At 42.4% G+C, this 20,024-nt stretch carries 23 protein-coding genes, 1 rRNA gene and 2 other annotated features; all 24 genes read left to right on the top strand.

Annotated features, from left to right (window positions below):
• Nucleotides 1-43 precede the first annotated feature (43 nt).
• The 24 genes from rrf to rplL all read left to right on the top strand — a co-directional run bounded on the left by rrf (nucleotide 44) and on the right by rplL (nucleotide 19,935).
• Nucleotides 44-159 (top strand): 5S ribosomal RNA (gene rrf, locus JMN17_RS19930).
• A 245-nt stretch (nucleotides 160-404) separates the two neighbouring features.
• Complete coding sequence (ctsR, locus tag JMN17_RS19935) at nucleotides 405-869, top strand: transcriptional regulator CtsR (RefSeq protein WP_087991669.1); 465 nt, start codon at nucleotides 405-407, stop codon at nucleotides 867-869.
• 13 nt (nucleotides 870-882) lie between these two features.
• Nucleotides 883-1,440 carry a protein-arginine kinase activator protein McsA gene (mcsA, locus tag JMN17_RS19940; RefSeq protein WP_087991670.1) on the top strand — a complete coding sequence of 186 codons (558 nt, stop codon included), beginning with the start codon at nucleotides 883-885 and terminating at the stop codon, nucleotides 1,438-1,440.
• Nucleotides 1,440-2,531 (top strand): protein arginine kinase, encoded by a 1,092-nt coding sequence (locus JMN17_RS19945; protein WP_087991671.1) that lies wholly within the window; start codon nucleotides 1,440-1,442, stop codon nucleotides 2,529-2,531. Before mcsA ends, JMN17_RS19945 begins: the two co-directional genes overlap by 1 nt.
• Nucleotides 2,528-4,960 carry an ATP-dependent protease ATP-binding subunit ClpC gene (clpC, locus tag JMN17_RS19950; RefSeq protein WP_087991672.1) on the top strand — a complete coding sequence of 811 codons (2,433 nt, stop codon included), beginning with the start codon at nucleotides 2,528-2,530 and terminating at the stop codon, nucleotides 4,958-4,960. Before JMN17_RS19945 ends, clpC begins: the two co-directional genes overlap by 4 nt.
• Nucleotides 4,961-5,051: 91 nt before the next feature.
• The gene (gene radA, locus JMN17_RS19955; protein ID WP_087991673.1) at nucleotides 5,052-6,428 is read left to right on the top strand and encodes a DNA repair protein RadA; all 1,377 of its coding nucleotides are present in this window, start codon (nucleotides 5,052-5,054) and stop codon (nucleotides 6,426-6,428) included.
• Between the two features lie 3 nt (nucleotides 6,429-6,431).
• Nucleotides 6,432-7,514 carry a DNA integrity scanning diadenylate cyclase DisA gene (disA, locus tag JMN17_RS19960; protein WP_087991674.1) on the top strand — a complete coding sequence of 361 codons (1,083 nt, stop codon included), beginning with the start codon at nucleotides 6,432-6,434 and terminating at the stop codon, nucleotides 7,512-7,514.
• A 116-nt stretch (nucleotides 7,515-7,630) separates the two neighbouring features.
• The gene (locus tag JMN17_RS19965; protein ID WP_087991675.1) at nucleotides 7,631-8,731 is read left to right on the top strand and encodes a PIN/TRAM domain-containing protein; all 1,101 of its coding nucleotides are present in this window, start codon (nucleotides 7,631-7,633) and stop codon (nucleotides 8,729-8,731) included.
• A gap of 14 nt (nucleotides 8,732-8,745) precedes the next feature.
• Nucleotides 8,746-9,444, top strand: coding sequence for a 2-C-methyl-D-erythritol 4-phosphate cytidylyltransferase (gene ispD, locus JMN17_RS19970; protein WP_087991676.1), 699 nt, complete (start codon nucleotides 8,746-8,748; stop codon nucleotides 9,442-9,444).
• A complete protein-coding gene (ispF, locus tag JMN17_RS19975) occupies nucleotides 9,437-9,913 on the top strand; it encodes a 2-C-methyl-D-erythritol 2,4-cyclodiphosphate synthase (protein WP_087991677.1) in 477 nt (158 codons plus the stop codon). The genes ispD and ispF overlap by 8 nt, the downstream gene beginning before the upstream one ends.
• A gap of 90 nt (nucleotides 9,914-10,003) precedes the next feature.
• A complete protein-coding gene (gene gltX, locus JMN17_RS19980; RefSeq protein ID WP_087991678.1) occupies nucleotides 10,004-11,458 on the top strand; it encodes a glutamate--tRNA ligase in 1,455 nt (484 codons plus the stop codon).
• Nucleotides 11,457-11,687, top strand: a binding site (T-box leader). (Overlaps the previous gene by 2 nt.)
• Before the next feature lie 70 nt (nucleotides 11,688-11,757).
• A complete protein-coding gene (gene cysE, locus JMN17_RS19985) occupies nucleotides 11,758-12,411 on the top strand; it encodes a serine O-acetyltransferase (RefSeq protein ID WP_087991715.1) in 654 nt (217 codons plus the stop codon).
• Complete coding sequence (gene cysS, locus JMN17_RS19990) at nucleotides 12,408-13,808, top strand: cysteine--tRNA ligase (RefSeq protein ID WP_202329112.1); 1,401 nt, start codon at nucleotides 12,408-12,410, stop codon at nucleotides 13,806-13,808. Before cysE ends, cysS begins: the two co-directional genes overlap by 4 nt.
• A gap of 3 nt (nucleotides 13,809-13,811) precedes the next feature.
• Nucleotides 13,812-14,243, top strand: coding sequence for a mini-ribonuclease 3 (locus JMN17_RS19995; protein ID WP_087991680.1), 432 nt, complete (start codon nucleotides 13,812-13,814; stop codon nucleotides 14,241-14,243).
• Nucleotides 14,227-14,976, top strand: coding sequence for a 23S rRNA (guanosine(2251)-2'-O)-methyltransferase RlmB (gene rlmB / locus JMN17_RS20000; RefSeq protein WP_064814479.1), 750 nt, complete (start codon nucleotides 14,227-14,229; stop codon nucleotides 14,974-14,976). Before JMN17_RS19995 ends, rlmB begins: the two co-directional genes overlap by 17 nt.
• Nucleotides 14,977-14,982: 6 nt before the next feature.
• Nucleotides 14,983-15,495, top strand: coding sequence for a ribosome-dependent mRNA decay endonuclease Rae1/YacP (gene rae1, locus JMN17_RS20005; RefSeq protein ID WP_003225756.1), 513 nt, complete (start codon nucleotides 14,983-14,985; stop codon nucleotides 15,493-15,495).
• A gap of 62 nt (nucleotides 15,496-15,557) precedes the next feature.
• Complete coding sequence (gene sigH / locus JMN17_RS20010) at nucleotides 15,558-16,214, top strand: RNA polymerase sporulation sigma factor SigH (protein WP_087991681.1); 657 nt, start codon at nucleotides 15,558-15,560, stop codon at nucleotides 16,212-16,214.
• A 92-nt stretch (nucleotides 16,215-16,306) separates the two neighbouring features.
• Nucleotides 16,307-16,456, top strand: a complete 150-nt coding sequence (gene rpmG, locus JMN17_RS20015) for a 50S ribosomal protein L33 (RefSeq protein ID WP_003156421.1) — start codon at nucleotides 16,307-16,309, stop codon at nucleotides 16,454-16,456.
• Between the two features lie 33 nt (nucleotides 16,457-16,489).
• Nucleotides 16,490-16,669 carry a preprotein translocase subunit SecE gene (gene secE / locus JMN17_RS20020; RefSeq protein WP_010327716.1) on the top strand — a complete coding sequence of 60 codons (180 nt, stop codon included), beginning with the start codon at nucleotides 16,490-16,492 and terminating at the stop codon, nucleotides 16,667-16,669.
• A gap of 177 nt (nucleotides 16,670-16,846) precedes the next feature.
• Nucleotides 16,847-17,380 carry a transcription termination/antitermination protein NusG gene (gene nusG, locus JMN17_RS20025; protein WP_010332761.1) on the top strand — a complete coding sequence of 178 codons (534 nt, stop codon included), beginning with the start codon at nucleotides 16,847-16,849 and terminating at the stop codon, nucleotides 17,378-17,380.
• Nucleotides 17,381-17,547: 167 nt separating this feature from the next.
• Entirely contained in the window at nucleotides 17,548-17,973 is a 426-nt protein-coding gene (gene rplK, locus JMN17_RS20030; RefSeq protein WP_003156430.1) for a 50S ribosomal protein L11, read from the top strand.
• A 94-nt stretch (nucleotides 17,974-18,067) separates the two neighbouring features.
• Nucleotides 18,068-18,766, top strand: a complete 699-nt coding sequence (gene rplA, locus JMN17_RS20035) for a 50S ribosomal protein L1 (RefSeq protein ID WP_010327718.1) — start codon at nucleotides 18,068-18,070, stop codon at nucleotides 18,764-18,766.
• Between the two features lie 45 nt (nucleotides 18,767-18,811).
• Nucleotides 18,812-18,952: a sequence feature (ribosomal protein L10 leader region), on the top strand.
• A gap of 65 nt (nucleotides 18,953-19,017) precedes the next feature.
• A complete protein-coding gene (gene rplJ / locus JMN17_RS20040; protein WP_087991682.1) occupies nucleotides 19,018-19,518 on the top strand; it encodes a 50S ribosomal protein L10 in 501 nt (166 codons plus the stop codon).
• A gap of 45 nt (nucleotides 19,519-19,563) precedes the next feature.
• Entirely contained in the window at nucleotides 19,564-19,935 is a 372-nt protein-coding gene (gene rplL, locus JMN17_RS20045; RefSeq protein WP_003156436.1) for a 50S ribosomal protein L7/L12, read from the top strand.
• The last annotated feature ends 89 nt before the right edge of the window (nucleotides 19,936-20,024 follow it).

A 20,024-nucleotide genomic window follows, 5' to 3' on the forward strand; every position in this document is an offset into this window, starting at 1 on the left:
ATCCTGTGAGAAACGCCCAGTACCTTCATCCTGAAGGCATTTGTTTGGTGGCGATAGCGAAGAGGTCACACCCGTTCCCATGCCGAACACGGAAGTTAAGCTCTTCAGCGCCGATGGTAGTCGGGGGTTTCCCCCTGTGAGAGTAGGACGCCGCCAAGCAATCGAAAAAAGAGCAGCTCATATGAGCTGCTCTTTTTTGTATTCTGGTTTGTTGGTATCATAAAATTTCATTTAATTGTATAATATAATAACTTTACACTGAATTTTAAATCGGTGATCAGGTTTTATGGGCCGAGAAAGTGGAAATAATAAAGGATAGAGCGAGAAAGTTGAAAATTCTCGAGAAACGCCTTATAGTAAGATTAAAGTCAAATATAGTCAAAGTCAGTAAAGGAGGGGGTTGAGTGGGACATAATATTTCTGACATCATTGAACAATATTTAAAACGAGTGTTAGATCAAAATGGCAAGGAAATTTTAGAGATTAAACGAAGCGAAATTGCAGATAAATTTCAATGCGTTCCTTCCCAAATAAATTATGTCATCAACACCAGATTTACAAGTGAGAGAGGTTATATTGTTGAGAGCAAACGCGGGGGCGGCGGTTACATCAGAATTATTAAAATTAAAATGAACAGTGAAGTTGTCCTGATCAATAATATTATTTCTCAAATTAATACCCATTTGTCTCAAGCAGCCTCTGATGACATTATTATAAGGCTATTAGAAGACAAGGTGATTTCAGAAAGAGAAGCAAAAATGATGGTCAGCGTGATGGACCGCTCGGTTTTATACATTGACTTGCCTGAACGTGATGAATTAAGAGCAAGAATGATGAAGGCTATGCTGACTTCTTTAAAATTAAAATAAGCGGGTGAAAAGATTGATTTGTCAAGAGTGCCACGAGAGACCAGCCACTTTTCACTTTACAAAGGTTGATAACGGAGAGAAAAAAGAAGTTCATATTTGTGAACAATGTGCCAAAGAAAATAGTGATTCATATGGTATAAGTGCAAATCACGGTTTCTCTATTCATAATTTACTTTCGGGTTTGCTGAACATGGATTCTTCATTTCAAAAAGCAGGAACTCAAATGTTCAGTCAATCGGAGCAAATATCTGCTTGTCCGAAATGTGGAATGACCTTTCAGCAATTTAGAAAAATTGGCCGTTTTGGATGTTCTGAATGTTATAAAACATTTCGTAGCAACATTACACCTATCTTACGTAAAGTGCACAGCGGAAACACTGTGCATGCTGGAAAAATACCGAAACGTATAGGTGGCAATCTCCATGTCAGACGGCAGATTGACATGCTTAAAAAAGAATTAGAATCCTTAATTCATCAAGAAGAATTTGAAAACGCAGCTCATGTGAGAGATCAAATTCGTTCATTAGAGCAATCACTCAAAAGTACAGATAGTGAGGAGGAACAGGGGTAATGTCGCTAAAGCATTTTATTCAGGACGCACTAAGCAGTTGGATGAAGCAGAAAGGACCTGAAAGTGACATTGTACTCAGCAGCCGCATACGTTTAGCAAGGAACTTTGAACATATACGGTTCCCTACGCGGTATTCCAATGAAGAAGCCTCATCCATCATACAGCAGTTTGAAGATCAGTTTTCAGGACAAGAAATTCCCGAAATCGGCAAATTCGTTTTGATCAGAATGCATGATGCACAGTCTTTAGAAAAGCGTGTATTAGTGGAAAAACATCTCATCAGTCCGAATCTGACAGAATCCCCTTTTGGAGGTTGTTTGCTTTCTGAAAATGAGGAAGTAAGCGTCATGATAAATGAAGAGGATCATATTAGAATACAGTGTCTTTTTCCTGGATTTCAGCTTTTAGAAGCAATGAAAGCCGCAAACCAGGTCGACGACTGGATTGAAGAAAAAGTTGATTATGCATTCAATGAGCAAAGAGGATACTTAACCAGCTGTCCTACAAATGTAGGTACGGGTTTAAGGGCTTCAGTCATGATGCATCTGCCGGCATTGGTTTTAACTAGGCAAATAAATCGAATTATACCGGCAATTAATCAATTAGGCTTAGTTGTTAGAGGAATTTATGGGGAAGGCAGCGAAGCAGTAGGGAATATCTTTCAAATTTCAAATCAGATTACGCTTGGTAAGCCAGAGCAGGATATTGTGGATGACCTTAACAGTGTTGCTGCCCAGCTGATTGAACAAGAACGATCTGCCCGAGAAGCGCTTTATCAAACCTCTAAGATAGAACTTGAGGATCGGGTGTATCGATCTTACGGGGTCTTGTCCAATTGTCGGATGATAGAGTCGAAAGAGACTGCGAAGTGCCTTTCGGATGTCCGGTTAGGCATAGATCTAGGCATTATTAAAGGACTTTCAAGCAACATACTTAATGAACTAATGATTTTGACACAGCCAGGATTTTTACAGCAGTACTCGGGAGGCGCTTTGCGTCCGAACGAAAGGGACATTCGAAGAGCGGCTCTCATCAGAGAACGGCTTCACTTGGAAATGAATGGGAAAAGACAGGAGGATGAATCGATATGATGTTTGGAAGATTTACAGAACGAGCTCAAAAAGTACTGGCGCTTGCACAGGAAGAAGCACTTCGTTTAGGTCATAATAACATTGGCACTGAGCATATTTTATTAGGACTGGTACGAGAAGGAGAAGGGATTGCCGCTAAAGCTCTACAAGCGCTTGGACTTGGTTCAGATAAAATTCAAAAAGAAGTTGAAAGTTTGATCGGTCGCGGGCAGGAAATGTCTCAAACGATTCATTACACTCCAAGAGCTAAAAAGGTCATTGAGCTTTCAATGGATGAGGCAAGAAAACTAGGTCATTCTTATGTTGGAACAGAACATATTCTTCTTGGTCTGATTCGCGAAGGTGAAGGTGTTGCTGCAAGAGTTCTGAATAACCTCGGCGTCAGCTTAAATAAAGCTAGACAGCAAGTGCTCCAGCTTCTCGGAAGCAATGAAACAGGATCATCAGCGACAGGAACAAACAGCAATGCGAATACGCCTACGCTTGATAGCTTGGCAAGAGACTTAACTGCTATTGCGAAGGAAGACAGCCTAGACCCTGTAATCGGCAGAAGCAAGGAAATTCAGCGTGTAATCGAAGTGTTAAGCCGAAGAACGAAAAACAACCCTGTTCTCATTGGTGAGCCAGGTGTAGGTAAAACTGCAATCGCAGAAGGTTTGGCACAGCAAATTATTAATAACGAAGTTCCCGAGATCTTACGCGATAAACGCGTGATGACATTAGACATGGGAACAGTTGTTGCCGGCACTAAATACCGCGGTGAATTTGAGGATCGCCTGAAAAAAGTCATGGATGAAATTCGCCAGGCAGGAAACATCATTCTATTCATCGATGAGCTCCATACCTTAATCGGAGCGGGCGGAGCAGAAGGTGCCATTGATGCATCTAATATTTTAAAACCTTCACTTGCTCGCGGCGAACTTCAATGTATTGGAGCGACGACTCTTGATGAGTACCGTAAATATATTGAAAAAGATGCAGCATTGGAACGCCGTTTTCAGCCAATCCAGGTTGATCAGCCATCTGCAGATGAAAGCATTCAAATTTTACAAGGCTTGCGTGACAGATACGAAGCCCACCACCGTGTTTCTATCACTGATGATGCCATTGAAGCTGCGGTTAAGCTTTCTGACAGATATATTTCTGACCGTTTCCTTCCGGATAAAGCAATTGACTTGATTGATGAAGCGGGTTCAAAGGTTAGACTGCGCTCTTTTACCACGCCTCCTAACTTAAAAGAGCTTGAACAGAAGCTTGATGAGGTTCGTAAAGAGAAGGATGCGGCGGTGCAGAGCCAAGAGTTTGAAAAAGCGGCCTCCTTGCGCGACACTGAGCAGCGCTTGCGCGAGCAAGTAGAGGATACAAAAAAATCATGGAAAGAGAAGCAAGGGCAGGAAAACTCAGAGGTTACTGTTGATGATATTGCGATGGTTGTATCTAGCTGGACTGGTGTGCCAGTATCTAAAATCGCTCAAACCGAAACAGATAAGCTTCTCAATATGGAGAGCATTCTTCACTCCCGTGTCATCGGCCAGGATGAAGCGGTTGTCGCTGTTGCAAAAGCAGTCAGACGCGCAAGAGCAGGGTTAAAAGATCCTAAACGCCCAATCGGCTCATTCATTTTCTTAGGCCCTACAGGTGTGGGTAAAACAGAGCTGGCGCGAGCACTTGCTGAATCCATTTTCGGCGATGAAGAAGCCATGATCAGAATTGATATGTCTGAATACATGGAAAAACACTCGACTTCAAGACTTGTCGGTTCACCTCCGGGATATGTGGGATACGATGAAGGCGGTCAATTAACAGAGAAAGTAAGAAGAAAACCGTACTCTGTGGTGCTTCTTGATGAGATTGAGAAAGCACACCCAGATGTCTTCAATATTTTATTGCAAGTTCTTGAAGACGGGCGTTTGACTGACTCTAAAGGACGTACAGTCGATTTCCGCAATACGATTCTGATTATGACATCAAACGTCGGAGCAAGTGAACTGAAACGCAATAAATATGTCGGCTTTAACGTTCAGGATGAGACGCAAAATCATAAAGACATGAAAGATAAAGTGATGGGTGAACTGAAACGCGCGTTCAGACCGGAGTTTATCAACCGGATTGATGAAATCATTGTCTTCCATTCACTTGAGAAAAAACACCTTACTGAAATCGTGTCATTAATGTCTGACCAATTAACGAAACGTCTGAAAGAACAGGATCTTTCTATCGAATTGACAGATGCTGCAAAAGCGAAAGTCGCGGAAGAGGGTGTTGATCTGGAATACGGTGCCCGTCCGTTAAGAAGAGCTATCCAAAAACATGTAGAAGACCGTTTATCTGAAGAACTCCTCAGAGGAAATATTCATAAAGGACAGCATATCGTTCTCGATGTAGAAGACGGCGAAATTGTCGTAAAAACGACTGCTAAAACGAATTAATATAGAAGACGAAAATGAGGCATACAGCATGTAAGTGTATGCCTCACTTTCATATCAAGAAATAGAACAAGGGAGAGGTCTTACACTATATATGGCTAAAACAAAATCGAAATTCATCTGCCAATCCTGCGGTTATGAGTCTCCAAAATGGATGGGGAAATGTCCGGGCTGCGGTGCTTGGAATACAATGGTGGAAGAAATGATTAAAAAGGCACCGGCCAATCGGAGAGCGGCTTTTTCTCATTCTGTTCAAACTGTACAGAAACCTTCACCTATTACATCAATCGAAACATCAGATGAACCCCGCGTCAAAACCAAGCTTGGCGAATTTAACAGGGTACTCGGCGGAGGTGTCGTTAAAGGCTCACTTGTTTTAATCGGCGGAGATCCCGGTATCGGAAAGTCAACGTTATTACTGCAAGTTTCTGCTCAATTATCAGACTCATCGAACAGTGTGCTGTACATTTCGGGAGAAGAATCGGTCAAACAAACGAAACTTAGAGCAGACCGTCTCGGCATTAATAGTCCGTCGCTGCATGTTTTATCTGAAACCGATATGGAGTATATTTCGTCTGCTATACAAGAGATGAATCCAGCGTTTGTCGTTGTTGACTCTATTCAAACGGTTTACCAAAGCGATATCACATCGGCTCCCGGCAGCGTGTCACAGGTCAGAGAATGTACGGCTGAGCTGATGAAAATCGCCAAAACAAAAGGCATTCCGATTTTTATCGTAGGACACGTGACAAAAGAAGGGTCTATTGCAGGGCCGAGATTGTTGGAGCATATGGTTGACACTGTTTTATATTTTGAAGGAGAACGTCACCATACCTTCCGTATTTTGCGGGCTGTAAAAAACCGTTTTGGTTCTACAAACGAAATGGGTATTTTTGAAATGCGCGAAGAGGGGCTCACCGAGGTTTTGAATCCTTCAGAAATTTTCTTGGAAGAACGCTCAGCGGGATCTGCAGGCTCGAGTATAACTGCCTCTATGGAAGGCACAAGGCCGATTCTCGTTGAAATCCAGGCGCTTATCTCGCCGACAAGCTTTGGCAATCCGCGGCGTATGGCAACGGGAATAGACCATAACAGGGTTTCGCTGTTAATGGCCGTGTTAGAAAAAAGAGTTGGGCTGCTGCTGCAAAATCAGGATGCTTATTTGAAAGTGGCCGGCGGCGTAAAGCTTGATGAACCGGCAATTGACCTTGCCATTGCGATCAGTATCGCGTCAAGCTTTAGAGATACACCTCCAAATCCTGCCGATTGTTTTATAGGTGAAGTGGGATTAACCGGAGAAGTCCGGCGGGTTTCAAGAATTGAACAGCGTGTGAAGGAAGCTGCTAAGCTTGGTTTTAAACGCATGATCATACCCGCGGCAAATCTGGATGGATGGACAAAACCAAAAGGGATTGAGGTTATCGGAGTAGCAAATGTTGCAGAGGCGCTTCGTACTTCATTAGGAGGATAATAGATGGAAAAAGAGAAAAAAGGGGCGAAACACGAGTTAGACCTGTCATCTATATTGCAGTTTGTTGCTCCGGGTACTCCGCTCAGAGCTGGAATCGAAAATGTACTGAGAGCAAATACAGGCGGTCTGATTGTTGTTGGATATAACGATAAAGTAAAAGAAGTTGTGGATGGCGGTTTCCATATTAACACTGCTTTTTCTCCGGCACACTTATATGAGCTGGCTAAAATGGATGGGGCGATTATTTTAAGTGATTCTGGTCAAAAGATCCTATACGCCAATACACAGCTGATGCCTGAAGCCACAATTTCTTCATCAGAAACAGGAATGCGGCACAGAACCGCCGAAAGAGTAGCTAAGCAAACTGGCTGTCTCGTGATCGCTATTTCTGAAAGAAGAAATGTCATAACGTTATATCAGGAAAACATGAAGTATACACTAAAAGACATAGGATTTATTTTAACCAAAGCGAACCAAGCCATTCAAACACTTGAAAAATATAAGACAATCCTCGACAAAACGATTAATGCACTGAATGCATTAGAGTTTGAGGAGCTTGTTACCTTCAGTGATGTCTTGTCCGTCATGCATCGTTATGAAATGGTGCTGCGAATCAAAAACGAAATCAACATGTATATCAAAGAGCTTGGAACAGAAGGCCATTTGATTAAACTGCAAGTCATTGAATTGATTACGGATATGGAAGAAGAGGCGGCTTTATTTATCAAGGATTATGTGAAAGAAAAAATTAAAGACCCGTTTGTTCTCTTGAAAGAGCTGCAGGATATGTCCAGCTATGATCTGCTGGATGATTCCATTGTTTATAAACTGCTCGGTTACCCGGCTTCTACAAATCTTGATGATTATGTACTGGCAAGAGGATACAGGCTGTTAAATAAGATCCCGCGTCTTCCTATGCCGATAGTGGAAAATGTTGTAGAAGCATTTGGAGTTCTCCCAAGGATTATTGAAGCGAGTGCAGAAGATTTAGATGAAGTAGAGGGAATCGGCGAAGTACGAGCCCAAAAGATTAAAAAAGGATTAAAACGGCTGCAAGAGAAGCATTATTTAGACAGACAGCTGTGATTTCGGTTAAAACCTTATGAAAACGGGTATATTAATGTTGGTTTTTGTTTATTCTGATATTCGTAGGATGCATAAAATCTTGTGAAAATAAAATGTTTAAAAAAGGAGGTGGGGGTATGTTAAAACGAATAGTTCAGGCGTTCTTCATTATTTTCGGCGGCGTTGTTGGTATATTTTTAATACCTGAATTGTTTGTACTGTTAAGTATACAGGACATACCTTTAATAACAAACGCATATACGTCTGCGGCAATAGGAGCAATTATCTTTTTTCTCATCAGTATATGGGGTACAGATTACGTTGTGAACTGGATGAAGTGGATAGAGGATTCATTGTTAAAAGCGCCGGTTCCAGATTTGTTGTTTGGAAGTCTTGGCTTGGTTTTTGGACTTATAATTGCTTATCTTATCGTAAATGTTATTCCTTTAGACAATATACCTTACCGCATATTCAGCACAATCATCCCTGTGTTTTTAGCTTTCTTCCTCGGTTATCTAGGCTTCCAGGTGGGCTTTAAGAAAAAGGATGAATTGATCAGTCTGTTTTCCATTTCTGCCAGAATGCAAAAGAAAAAAGGACCAGCCGATGAAGAACATGAGGTTGAGGACAAGAAGCTGAAAATTTTGGACACAAGTGTTATTATTGATGGGAGAATTGCAGATATTTGTCAGACTGGTTTTTTAGAAGGGATTATCGTGATTCCGCAGTTTGTCCTTGAGGAATTACAGCATATTGCTGACTCTTCAGATGTTCTAAAACGGAACAGAGGACGGCGCGGTCTTGATATCCTGAATCGCATTCAGAAAGAATTAGACATTGAAGTTGAAATTTATGAAGGCGACTTTGAAGATATTCAGGAGGTTGACAGCAAGCTCGTCAAACTCGCTAAGCTGACATCAGGGGTCGTCGTGACGAATGATTTTAATTTAAATAAAGTATGCGAGCTTCAGAAGGTAGCGGTATTAAACATTAATGACCTTGCCAATGCGGTCAAGCCTGTCGTGCTTCCTGGCGAGGAAATGAATGTTCAGGTCATTAAGGACGGGAAAGAGCATAATCAGGGAGTTGCCTACTTGGATGACGGTACGATGATTGTCGTTGAAGAAGGACGCAATTATATCGGAAAGCATATAGATGTACTCGTTACAAGTGTGCTGCAGACAGCAGCGGGACGAATGATTTTTGCTAAGCCTAAGCTGTTGGAGAAGGCGCTGTAAAGGGAGAAAAAACAATGAGTTATGATGTGGTGATTCTTGCAGCCGGACAGGGAAAACGGATGAAGGCAGGGAGAAATAAACTGTTCATTGAGCTGAAAGGAGACCCGGTGATCATACACACGTTAAAAGTGTTTGACAGCCACCGGCCGTGCGAAAAAATCATTTTGGTGATTAATGAGCGAGAGCGGGAGGATTTTCAGCAATTGCTGATCAATTATCGTTTTCAAACCGCTATTGAGCTTGTTGCAGGCGGAGATGAGCGTCAGCACAGTGTTTATAAGGGGCTGAAGGCCGTGAAACAAGAAAAGATAGTCCTTGTTCACGACGGCGCCCGGCCTTTTATAAAACATGAACAAATTGACGAATTGATCGCTGAAGCGGAACAGGCAGGAGCGGCCATCCTCGCTGTCCCGGTAAAAGATACGATTAAACGCGTTCAAGATTTACAAGTCAGTGAGACGATTGAACGTTCAAGCTTGTGGGCTGTCCAAACACCACAGGCTTTTCGTCTTTCTTTATTGATGAAGGCTCACGCTGAGGCCGAGCACAAGGGATTTTTAGGGACGGATGACGCCAGCCTCGTTGAAGAGATGGAAGGCGTTTCGGTCCGTGTTGTAGAAGGCAGGTATACAAATATTAAGTTGACGACGCCAGACGACTTGACGTCAGCTGAAGCGATCATGGACTCAGAAAGTGGGAATAAACATGTTTAGAATTGGACAAGGATTTGATGTGCATCAATTAGTTGAGGGCCGTCCTTTGATTATTGGCGGAATTGAGATCCCTTATGAAAAAGGGCTGCTCGGCCATTCTGATGCAGACGTATTGCTGCATACCGTCGCTGACGCCTGTCTGGGAGCTGTGGGAGAAGGTGACATCGGCAAGCATTTTCCTGATACTGCTCCTGAATTCAAGGACGCAGATTCTTTCAAATTACTTCAGCATGTCTGGGGGATCGTGAAACAGAAGGGCTATGTTCTTGGAAACATTGACTGCACCATCATTGCACAGAAGCCGAAGATGCTGCCGTACATAGAAGATATGAGAAAAAGAATCGCCGAAGGGCTTGATGCAGACGTTTCTCAAGTGAATGTAAAAGCAACAACGACAGAAAAGCTTGGATTTACAGGCCGGGCGGAAGGAATAGCGGCTCAAGCGACAGTACTGATACAAAAAGGCTAACTTGTTTTGATGCCGGGTCTATTTGGTGGTAGAATAGATTCATACATTTTAGCCTGAGGCCATACATGACATGAAAGGAAGTATTAGAAAATGGGAAACGAAGTACGCGTCCGTTATGCACCGAGTCCAACCGGACATTTGCATATTGGAAATGCCAGAACGGCGCTTTTTAATTATTTATTTGCCCGCAACCAAGGTGGTAAGTTTATTATTCGTGTTGAGGACACTGATAAAAAGCGCAATATTGAGGGCGGAGAACAAAGCCAGCTGAATTATCTGAAATGGCTCGGTATTGACTGGGATGAGAGTGTCGATGTCGGCGGTGAATACGGTCCATATCGTCAGTCAGAGCGTAACGATATCTATAAAGTGTACTATGAAGAGCTGCTTGAAAAAGGGCTTGCTTATAAATGTTACTGTACGGAAGAAGAGCTTGAAAAAGAGCGTGAAGAACAGATTGCCCGCGGAGAAATGCCGCGCTATTCCGGAAAACACAGAAATCTGACTCAGGAAGAACAGGAGAAATTTATTGCTGAAGGCAGAAAACCGAGTATTCGTTTCCGCGTGCCGGAAGGAAAAGTCATCGCCTTCAATGATATCGTAAAAGGCGAAATTACTTTCGAGTCAGATGGCATTGGCGACTTTGTTATTGTGAAAAAAGACGGAACGCCGACTTACAACTTCGCGGTAGCTATTGACGACTACTTAATGAAAATGACACATGTGCTGCGCGGTGAGGATCATATTTCTAACACACCGAAACAGATTATGATCTACCAAGCATTCGGATGGGATGTTCCTCAGTTCGGACACATGACGCTGATCGTCAATGAAAGCCGTAAAAAGCTCAGCAAACGCGATGAGTCCATTATTCAATTCATCGAGCAGTATAAAGAGCTTGGCTACTTGCCAGAAGCGCTGTTCAACTTTATCGGCCTGCTTGGCTGGTCACCGGTTGGAGAAGAAGAGCTATTCACAAGAGAACAGTTTATTGACATTTTTGATGTAAACCGTTTATCTAAATCACCAGCTTTGTTTGATATGCATAAGCTAAAATGGGTTAACAACCAATATGTGAAGAAGCTGGATCTTGATCAGGTTGTTGAACTGACCCTTCCGCATTTGCAAAAGGCCGGAAAAGTCGGTACTGAGCTTTCTGCTGAAGAACAAGAATGGGTTCGTAAACTGATTTCCCTTTACCATGAGCAATTAAGCTACGGTGCGGAGATTGTTGAGCTGACTGATTTGTTCTTTACGGATAAGATCGAGTATAATCAAGAAGCAAAAGCTGTTCTGGAAGAGGAACAGGTTCCTGAAGTGCTCAGCACATTCGCTGCGAAGCTTGAAGAACTTGAGGAGTTCACTCCGGATAACATCAAAGCATCGATCAAAGCAGTGCAGAAAGAAACTGGCCATAAAGGGAAAAAACTGTTTATGCCGATCCGTGTTGCTGTAACAGGTCAGACTCACGGTCCGGAACTGCCGCAATCAATTGAATTGATCGGTAAAGAGATTGCGATTCAGCGTTTAAAAACATCTAAATAGATGATTGTTGACAGGGAAGAGTATAAAGCTTTAGGCCATTACAGAAAGGATCTTCATTGGCTGAGAGAGATCCATGAGCCGGGTTTTAGAAGTGCGCCCTTAAGACCTTTGAAGAACATTTTTCGAAATCAGTATTCAAAGGCGGCCGCCGCCGTTACAGGCTGAAGTTGGGAGAGCAGAAGTCTGCTTTTCAAACAGAGTGGAACCGCGCGGTTAAAGCGTCTCTGTCATGTTTGCATGCAGAGGCGCTTTTTTTATTGGGTAGAGGAAATCAGATGGAGAGAAATGGGGGGAAGCATGTGTTTTTTAGAATGCTCAAAGAAGACATTGATACAGTGTTCGATCAAGATCCAGCAGCAAGAAGCTATTTTGAAGTGATTTTAACTTATTCCGGTTTACATGCTATATGGGCGCATCGGATTGCACATGCTTTATATAAACGAAAATTTTATTTCCTTGCACGCCTTATATCTCAAGTAAGCCGATTTTTTACCGGGATCGAAATCCACCCCGGCGCTACAATCGGGAGAAGATTCTTCATAGACCATGGTATGGGGGTTGTCATTGGGGAGACATGTGAAATCGGTAATAACGTCACCGTTTTTCAGGGGGTTACCCTCGGGGGAACGGGGAAAGAAAAGGGAAAAAGGCACCCAACGATTAAAAATGACGCATTGATAGCCACAGGTGCTAAAGTGCTCGGTTCGATTACTGTCGGTGAAGGCTCAAAGATTGGTGCCGGTTCAGTAGTGTTGCACGACGTTCCTGATTTTTCAACAGTTGTCGGCATCCCTGGACGGGTCGTTGTACAAAATGGCAAGAAAGTAAGACGCGATTTAAACCATCAGGATTTGCCCGATCCGGTTGCTGATCGCTTTAAGTCTTTGGAACAGCAGATTTTAGAGCTGAAGGCAGAAATTGAAGACAGAAAAGAAAGGATCAATCAAAAATGACAATCACACTTTATAATACATTGACTAGACAGAAGGAAACATTCGTTCCTCTTGAAGAGGGAAAAGTGAAAATGTACGTGTGCGGACCGACGGTTTACAATTACATTCACATCGGGAACGCGCGTCCCGCTATCGTTTATGATACGGTTCGAAATTATCTGGAGTATAAAGGCTATGATGTGCAGTATGTCTCTAACTTTACAGACGTAGACGATAAATTAATAAAAGCGGCAAATGAACTTGGTGAGGATGTGCCTGCCATTTCAGAGCGTTTTATTAAAGCATACTTTGAAGATGTAGGTGCGCTCGGCTGCCGAAAAGCCGACCTTCATCCGCGAGTGATGGAAAACATGGATGTGATTATCGAGTTCGTAGATCAGCTCGTGAAAAAGGGCTACGCTTATGAATCAGAAGGTGACGTTTATTTCAAAACCAGAGCATTTGAAGGGTATGGAAAGCTTTCTCAGCAATCAATTGATGAACTGAGATCAGGTGCACGCATCCGGGTCGGTGAGAAAAAAGAAGATGCTCTTGATTTCGCGCTGTGGAAAGCGGCGAAAGACGGAGAAATCTCTTGGGATAGCCCTTGGGGTAAAGGACGTCCGGGCTGGCACATTGAATGCTCAGCGATGGTGAAAAAGTATTTGGGTGACCAGATTGATATCCATGCGGGCGGACAGGATTTAACCTTCCCTCACCATGAAAATGAAATTGCGCAATCTGAGGGGCTGACAGGCAAAACGTTTGCGAAGTACTGGCTCCATAATGGCTATATCAATATTGATAATGAAAAGATGTCAAAATCACTGGGCAACTTTGTGCTTGTGCATGACATCATTAAACAGCATGATCCGCAGCTTTTAAGATTCTTTATGCTATCTGTTCATTATCGTCATCCCATTAACTATTCAGAAGAACTTTTGGAGAATACCAAAAGTGCGTTTAACCGTTTGAAAACAGCGTACAGCAACCTCCAGCACCGTCTGAACAGCAGTACGAGTTTAACGGAAGATGACGATCAATGGCTGGAGAAAGTGGAAGAGCACCGCAAAGCATTCGAAGAAGCGATGGACGATGATTTTAATACGGCGAATGCCATTTCTGTCTTATTCGACTTAGCGAAGCATGCTAATTATTATCTTCAGAAAGATCATACGGCTGATCATGTGATTACGGCGTTTATTGAGATGTTTAACCGCATTGTTTCTGTCCTCGGTTTTTCATTGGGAGAGCAGGAACTGCTTGATCAAGAGATTGAAGACTTAATCGAAAAAAGAAATGAAGCGCGCCGGAATCGCGATTTTGCATTGTCAGATCAGATCCGCGACCAGCTGAAAAGCATGAATATCATTCTTGAAGATACGGCTCAAGGCACTCGCTGGAAACGGGGAGAATAACGGATGCTTGATTTTGAGACGATAAAAGATTCAAAGCAGCTTAACGGTCTTGCGCTTGCTTATATAGGTGATGCCATTTTTGAAGTGTATGTCAGGCATCACCTGCTTAAGCAGGGCTTTACCAAACCAAATGATCTTCATAAGAAATCAAGCCGGATTGTTTCGGCAAAGTCACAGGCTGAGATCCTATTCTTTCTGCAGGATCAATCATTTTTTACGGAAGAAGAGGAAGCGGTGCTGAAAAGAGGCAGAAATGCCAAGTCGGGAACGACACCTAAAAATACAGATGTTCAGACGTACCGCTACAGTACGGCATTTGAAGCGCTGCTTGGCTACCTTTTTCTAGAGAAAAAAGAGGATAGACTTAGTCAGCTCGTTGCCGAAGCTATACAATTCGGGACGTCAGGGAGGAAAACAAATGAGTCAGCAACATGATTACGTCATAGGAAAAAATGCAGTGATCGAAACGTTAAAATCAGATCGGAAGCTGTATAAGCTGTGGATGGCGGAAAACACCGTAAAGGGACAAGCACAGCAGGTGATTGAACTTGCGAAAAAGCAGGGAATCACGATTCAATATGTCCCGAGAAAAAAACTCGATCAAATGGTGACAGGGCAGCATCAAGGCGTAGTGGCACAGGTTGCCGCTTATGAATATGCGGAACTGGATGATTTATATAAAGCAGCCGAAGAAAGAAATGAACAGCCTTTCTTCCTTATTTTGGACGAACTTGAAGACCCTCATAATCTTGGTTCCATTATGAGAACAGCTGATGCGGTAGGCGCCCATGGCATCGTGATTCCAAAACGGAGAGCTGTCGGGCTGACAACAACAGTGGCAAAAGCATCAACAGGCGCGATCGAGCATATCCCTGTGGTGAAAGTAACCAATCTGGCACGAACGTTAGAAGAGATGAAAGAGCGGGGTATCTGGGTTGTCGGAACGGATGCGTCTGCGCGTGAGGATTACCGCAATATGGACGGCAATATGCCTTTGGCTTTAGTTATCGGAAGTGAAGGAAAAGGAATGGGCCGCCTCGTTAAAGAAAAGTGTGATTTTCTCATTAAACTCCCGATGGCCGGGAAGGTAACTTCACTGAATGCATCTGTAGCGGCTGGTCTTTTGATGTATGAAGTCTATCGGAAACGAAACCCTCTGGGAGAATAAAGACTTATGGATATCCTGTTAGTAGACGGATACAACATGATTGGAGCCTGGCCGCAGCTGAAGGATTTAAAAGCGAACAGTTTTGAAGAGGCGAGAGACGTACTGATTCAGAAAATGGCGGAATATCAATCGTATACAGGAAACAGGGTTATTGTTGTTTTTGACGCGCATCTCGTAAAAGGGCTTGAGAAAAAACAGACCAACCACAGAGTTGAAGTGATTTTTACAAAAGAAAATGAAACGGCTGATGAGCGGATAGAAAAGCTTGCTCAGGCGTTGAATAATATCGCGACTCAAATTCATGTCGCGACCTCTGATTATACTGAACAGTGGGCGATTTTCGGACAGGGGGCATTGCGGAAATCGGCCCGGGAGCTTTTGAGAGAGGTAGAAGCGATTGAAAGGCGAATAGAGAGACGGGTCAGAAAAATCACTTCCGAAAAGCCGGCGGGTAAAATTGCTTTATCAGAAGAGGTTTTGAAAACGTTTGAAAAGTGGAGGCGGGGGGACTTAGATTAAGTTGACGCTTTTTTGCCCAATACTGTATAATATTTCTATCTACGTGCGCCGGGGGGATCGGAGTGAATCTACAGAACAACAAGGGAAAATTCAACAAAGAACAGTTTTGTCAGTTGGAGGACGAGCAGGTCATTGAAAAGGTTCATGTTGGGGACAGTGATGCGTTAGATTACTTGATTACGAAGTACCGAAACTTTGTTCGGGCAAAAGCAAGATCCTATTTTTTAATAGGAGCGGACAGAGAGGATATTGTTCAGGAAGGTATGATAGGCCTTTATAAGTCTATTCGCGACTTTAAAGAGGACAAGCTTACCTCATTCAAAGCTTTCGCAGAATTATGTATTACCCGCCAAATTATTACCGCAATAAAGACAGCTACTCGCCAGAAACACATTCCTTTGAATTCCTACGTCTCATTAGATAAACCGATTTTTGATGAAGAATCAGACCGAACGCTGCTTGATGTTATTTCAGGAGCGAAAACCTTAAATCCTGAGGAAATGATCATCAACCAGGAAGAATTTGATGATATTGAAATGAAAATGGGAGAAATATTAAGTGATTTAGAGAGAAAAGTACTCGTCTTATATCTTGACGGGAGAAGTTACCAAGAGATTTCTGATGAACTGAACCGGCATGTGAAATCGATCGATAATGCCCTTCAGCGTGTGAAACGCAAGCTGGAGAAGTACTTGGAAATTCGCGAAATCAGTTTTTGATAGGGATTTAAGTGATATTGACAGTATTTTTCTTACTGTGATATGTTACTAAAGATAAGAACTAATGTCTATTTAGAAAAAGGTGTAATGACATGAGAAAAAAGATTACCTTGGCATGCAAGACTTGCGGAAACCGTAATTATACGACAATGAAGAGCTCTGCATCAGCGGCTGAGCGATTAGAAGTAAAGAAATACTGCAGTACTTGCAATTCACATACAGCTCATCTTGAAACAAAATAGTTTTTGCGCTTTTAAATTGTGGAGGTCTTTTACATGCGTATTATGAGATTCTTTAAAGATGTTGGGAAAGAAATGAAAAAGGTAAGCTGGCCTAAAGGAAAAGAGTTAACGCGTTATACCATTACGGTGATTTCAACAGTTATCTTTTTTATTATCTTTTTTGCCCTCCTTGATACAGGAATTTCTCAATTAATTCGTTTAATAGTTGAATAATGATCAGCAATACGTGCTATAATAGATCATAATATCACTTGCCAAAACCCGTTCAGCGGGTTTTTTATTGTGGCTTAAAATGAAAGTTATCATAGGCTTGACGCCTATTTTTTGAGCGTTATGGTAATTCACTAAAACCAAATGCGGGGAGGGAAGGACTGGACAGTCCTGAAGAGAATGGAAAAGAATTGGTATGTTGTTCACACGTACTCTGGTTATGAGAATAAAGTAAAAGCCAACTTGGAAAAACGTGTTGAATCAATGGGGATGCAAGATAAAATTTTCCGTGTAGTCGTACCTGAAGAAGAAGAAACGGATATCAAAAACGGCAAGAAAAAAGTGGTGAAAAAGAAAGTATTCCCTGGTTATGTGCTTGTTGAAATTGTAATGACAGACGACTCTTGGTATGTTGTCCGCAACACGCCGGGTGTTACTGGTTTCGTAGGATCTGCCGGCTCTGGTTCAAAACCTACGGCGCTTCTTCCGGGCGAAGCAGAAACCATTCTGAAGAGAATGGGCATGGACGAACGCAAAACGGACATTGACTTTGAACTGAAAGAGACAGTGAAAGTAATAGACGGACCTTTTGCTAACTTTACTGGGTCAATTGAAGAGATTGATTATGATAAAAGCAAGGTCAAAGTTTTCGTTAATATGTTTGGCCGGGAAACGCCGGTTGAGCTGGAATTTACCCAAATCGATAAATTGTAATGTGAAAAAACTTGAAATTGCTATATATAAATGATAATATAGCAAAGGTACGTCTTGGACTTATCCAAGGCAACTAGCTTGATATTTCGTCATTCATATAAAGAATGAAACCTTGAGTGGGAGGGTTTACCCTATTACCACATCACGGACTTAAGGAGGTGTGTCTCGTGGCTAAAAAAGTAGTAAAAGTTGTAAAATTGCAAATTCCTGCTGGAAAAGCTAACCCAGCACCACCAGTTGGACCTGCACTTGGTCAAGCCGGTGTTAACATCATGGGATTCTGTAAGGAGTTCAACGCTCGTACAGCTGACCAAGCTGGTTTAATTATTCCTGTTGAAATTTCGGTTTACGAAGACCGTTCATTTACATTTATTACAAAAACTCCACCTGCTGCTGTATTGCTTAAAAAAGCGGCTGGAATTGAGTCTGGTTCTGGTGAACCAAACCGTAATAAAGTGGCAACCGTTAAGCGCGATAAAGTACGCGAAATCGCTGAAACGAAAATGCCTGACTTAAACGCAGCAGACGTTGAAGCGGCAATGCGCATGGTTGAAGGTACTGCCCGTAGTATGGGTATTGTAATCGAGGATTAATTTGTTTCTTGTCGGGTTGCGAGTTTTAACAAGTTCGCAACCCTTATTCGTGGGAGGTTATTCCGCTATAACCACATAAGGAGGAAATTTTAAAATGGCTAAAAAAGGTAAAAAGTACGCTGAAGCTGCTAAGCTTGTAGATCGTTCAAAAGCTTACGACGTTTCTGAAGCAGTAGCTCTCGTTAAAAAAACAAACACAGCTAAATTCGACGCTACAGTTGAAGTGGCTTTCCGTCTAGGGGTTGACCCTCGTAAAAACGACCAGCAAATCCGTGGAGCAGTTGTGCTTCCAAACGGAACTGGTAAAACTCAGCGCGTTCTCGTTTTCGCAAAAGGCGAAAAAGCGAAAGAAGCTGAAGCTGCTGGTGCAGATTTCGTTGGCGATACTGACTACATCAACAAAATTCAACAAGGCTGGTTCGATTTCGATGTAATCGTAGCAACACCTGACATGATGGGTGAAGTTGGTAAAATCGGCCGTGTACTTGGACCAAAAGGTTTAATGCCAAACCCTAAAACTGGTACAGTTACTTTCGAAGTTGAAAAAGCAATCGGCGAAATCAAAGCTGGTAAAGTTGAATACCGTGTTGATAAAGCTGGAAACATTCATGTTCCTATCGGTAAAGTTTCTTTCGAGGATGAAAAACTTGTTGAGAACTTCACAACAATGTACGATACAATCCTGAAAGCTAAACCTGCTGCAGCAAAAGGCGTTTACGTGAAAAACGTTGCGGTAACTTCTACTATGGGACCTGGTGTCAAAGTAGACTCTTCAACTTTCAACGTAAAATAATATTGACACGACATCAACATTCTGATATTATTCAAAATGTTGTAAAATAGAATATCATTTATACCGTAGACAGTAGGGGCCTAACCGCTTAATCTTCCTACCGAGGTGTATATTATCACAGCTATTACGTTACGTATGCTTGTATATACAGCCTCCATGTCTCATGGAGGCTTTTTATATGGAATCCGTCGTCTCGGTCGTGATCACCTAACGGTATAAGTGTTACACAAGAATCTACAGGAGGTGTAACCATGAGCAGCGCAATTGAAACAAAAAAAGTTGTTGTTGAAGAAATTGCTTCTAAACTGAAAGAAAGTAAATCAACGATCATCGTTGACTACCGCGGACTTACCGTTTCTGAAGTAACAGAACTTCGTAAACAGCTTCGCGAAGCTAACGTTGAGTTCAAAGTTTACAAAAATACGATGACTCGCCGTGCGGTTGAACAAGCTGAGCTTAATGGTTTGAATGATTTCTTAACTGGACCGAACGCGATCGCATTCAGTACTGAAGATGTTGTCGCTCCGGCTAAAGTTCTTAATGACTTCGCTAAAAATCACGAAGCTCTTGAAATTAAAGCTGGCGTTATCGAAGGCAAAGTTTCTAGTGTTGAAGAAGTGAAAGCTCTTGCTGAACTTCCATCACGCGATGGCTTGCTTTCTATGTTGCTTAGCGTACTTCAAGCTCCAGTTCGCAACTTTGCTCTTGCTGCAAAAGCTGTGGCAGAACAAAAAGAAGAACAAGGCGCTTAATCTAATTATCTTTTCATAAATTAAAACAAAATGGAGGAATTACAAATGGCTTTAAATATCGAAGAAATCATTGCTTCCGTTAAAGAAGCAACTGTACTTGAATTGAACGACCTAGTAAAAGCAATCGAAGAAGAGTTTGGCGTAACTGCTGCTGCTCCTGTAGCTGTAGCTGGCGGAGCTGCTGCAGGCGGAGCTGCTGAAGAGCAAAGCGAATTCGACCTTATCCTTGCTGGTGCAGGTTCTCAAAAAATCAAAGTTATCAAAGTTGTACGTGAAATCACTGGTCTTGGCTTGAAAGAAGCTAAAGAACTTGTTGACAACACTCCAAAACCACTTAAAGAAGGTATTGCTAAAGAAGAAGCTGAAGAGCTTAAAGCTAAACTTGAAGAAGTTGGCGCTTCTGTAGAAGTTAAGTAATCTTCACTTACCTGTAGGGGGAGCTCGCTTTTATGAGGCGGGCTTTTTCTTTGCCATTCTTTATGCCATTACAAAAGGAGGTTCTAATA

The organism is Bacillus sp. RHFS10 (assembly GCF_016757475.1).
Lineage (GTDB): Bacteria > Bacillota > Bacilli > Bacillales > Bacillaceae > Bacillus > Bacillus subtilis_G.

What these genes read in the sequence shown, in the direction of transcription:
- JMN17_RS19945 (WP_087991671.1), top strand. Translation starts at nt 1,440, where the DNA reads ATGTCGCTAAAGCATTTTATTCAGGACGCACTAAGCAGTTGGATGAAG.
- clpC (WP_087991672.1), top strand. Translation starts at nt 2,528, where the DNA reads ATGATGTTTGGAAGATTTACAGAACGAGCTCAAAAAGTACTGGCGCTT.
- radA (WP_087991673.1), top strand. Translation starts at nt 5,052, where the DNA reads ATGGCTAAAACAAAATCGAAATTCATCTGCCAATCCTGCGGTTATGAG.
- disA (WP_087991674.1), top strand. Translation starts at nt 6,432, where the DNA reads ATGGAAAAAGAGAAAAAAGGGGCGAAACACGAGTTAGACCTGTCATCT.
- JMN17_RS19965 (WP_087991675.1), top strand. Translation starts at nt 7,631, where the DNA reads ATGTTAAAACGAATAGTTCAGGCGTTCTTCATTATTTTCGGCGGCGTT.
- ispD (WP_087991676.1), top strand. Translation starts at nt 8,746, where the DNA reads ATGAGTTATGATGTGGTGATTCTTGCAGCCGGACAGGGAAAACGGATG.
- ispF (WP_087991677.1), top strand. Translation starts at nt 9,437, where the DNA reads ATGTTTAGAATTGGACAAGGATTTGATGTGCATCAATTAGTTGAGGGC.
- gltX (WP_087991678.1), top strand. Translation starts at nt 10,004, where the DNA reads ATGGGAAACGAAGTACGCGTCCGTTATGCACCGAGTCCAACCGGACAT.
- cysS (WP_202329112.1), top strand. Translation starts at nt 12,408, where the DNA reads ATGACAATCACACTTTATAATACATTGACTAGACAGAAGGAAACATTC.
- JMN17_RS19995 (WP_087991680.1), top strand. Translation starts at nt 13,812, where the DNA reads ATGCTTGATTTTGAGACGATAAAAGATTCAAAGCAGCTTAACGGTCTT.
- rlmB (WP_064814479.1), top strand. Translation starts at nt 14,227, where the DNA reads ATGAGTCAGCAACATGATTACGTCATAGGAAAAAATGCAGTGATCGAA.
- rae1 (WP_003225756.1), top strand. Translation starts at nt 14,983, where the DNA reads ATGGATATCCTGTTAGTAGACGGATACAACATGATTGGAGCCTGGCCG.
- rpmG (WP_003156421.1), top strand. Translation starts at nt 16,307, where the DNA reads ATGAGAAAAAAGATTACCTTGGCATGCAAGACTTGCGGAAACCGTAAT.
- secE (WP_010327716.1), top strand. Translation starts at nt 16,490, where the DNA reads ATGCGTATTATGAGATTCTTTAAAGATGTTGGGAAAGAAATGAAAAAG.
- nusG (WP_010332761.1), top strand. Translation starts at nt 16,847, where the DNA reads ATGGAAAAGAATTGGTATGTTGTTCACACGTACTCTGGTTATGAGAAT.
- rplA (WP_010327718.1), top strand. Translation starts at nt 18,068, where the DNA reads ATGGCTAAAAAAGGTAAAAAGTACGCTGAAGCTGCTAAGCTTGTAGAT.
- rplJ (WP_087991682.1), top strand. Translation starts at nt 19,018, where the DNA reads ATGAGCAGCGCAATTGAAACAAAAAAAGTTGTTGTTGAAGAAATTGCT.
- rplL (WP_003156436.1), top strand. Translation starts at nt 19,564, where the DNA reads ATGGCTTTAAATATCGAAGAAATCATTGCTTCCGTTAAAGAAGCAACT.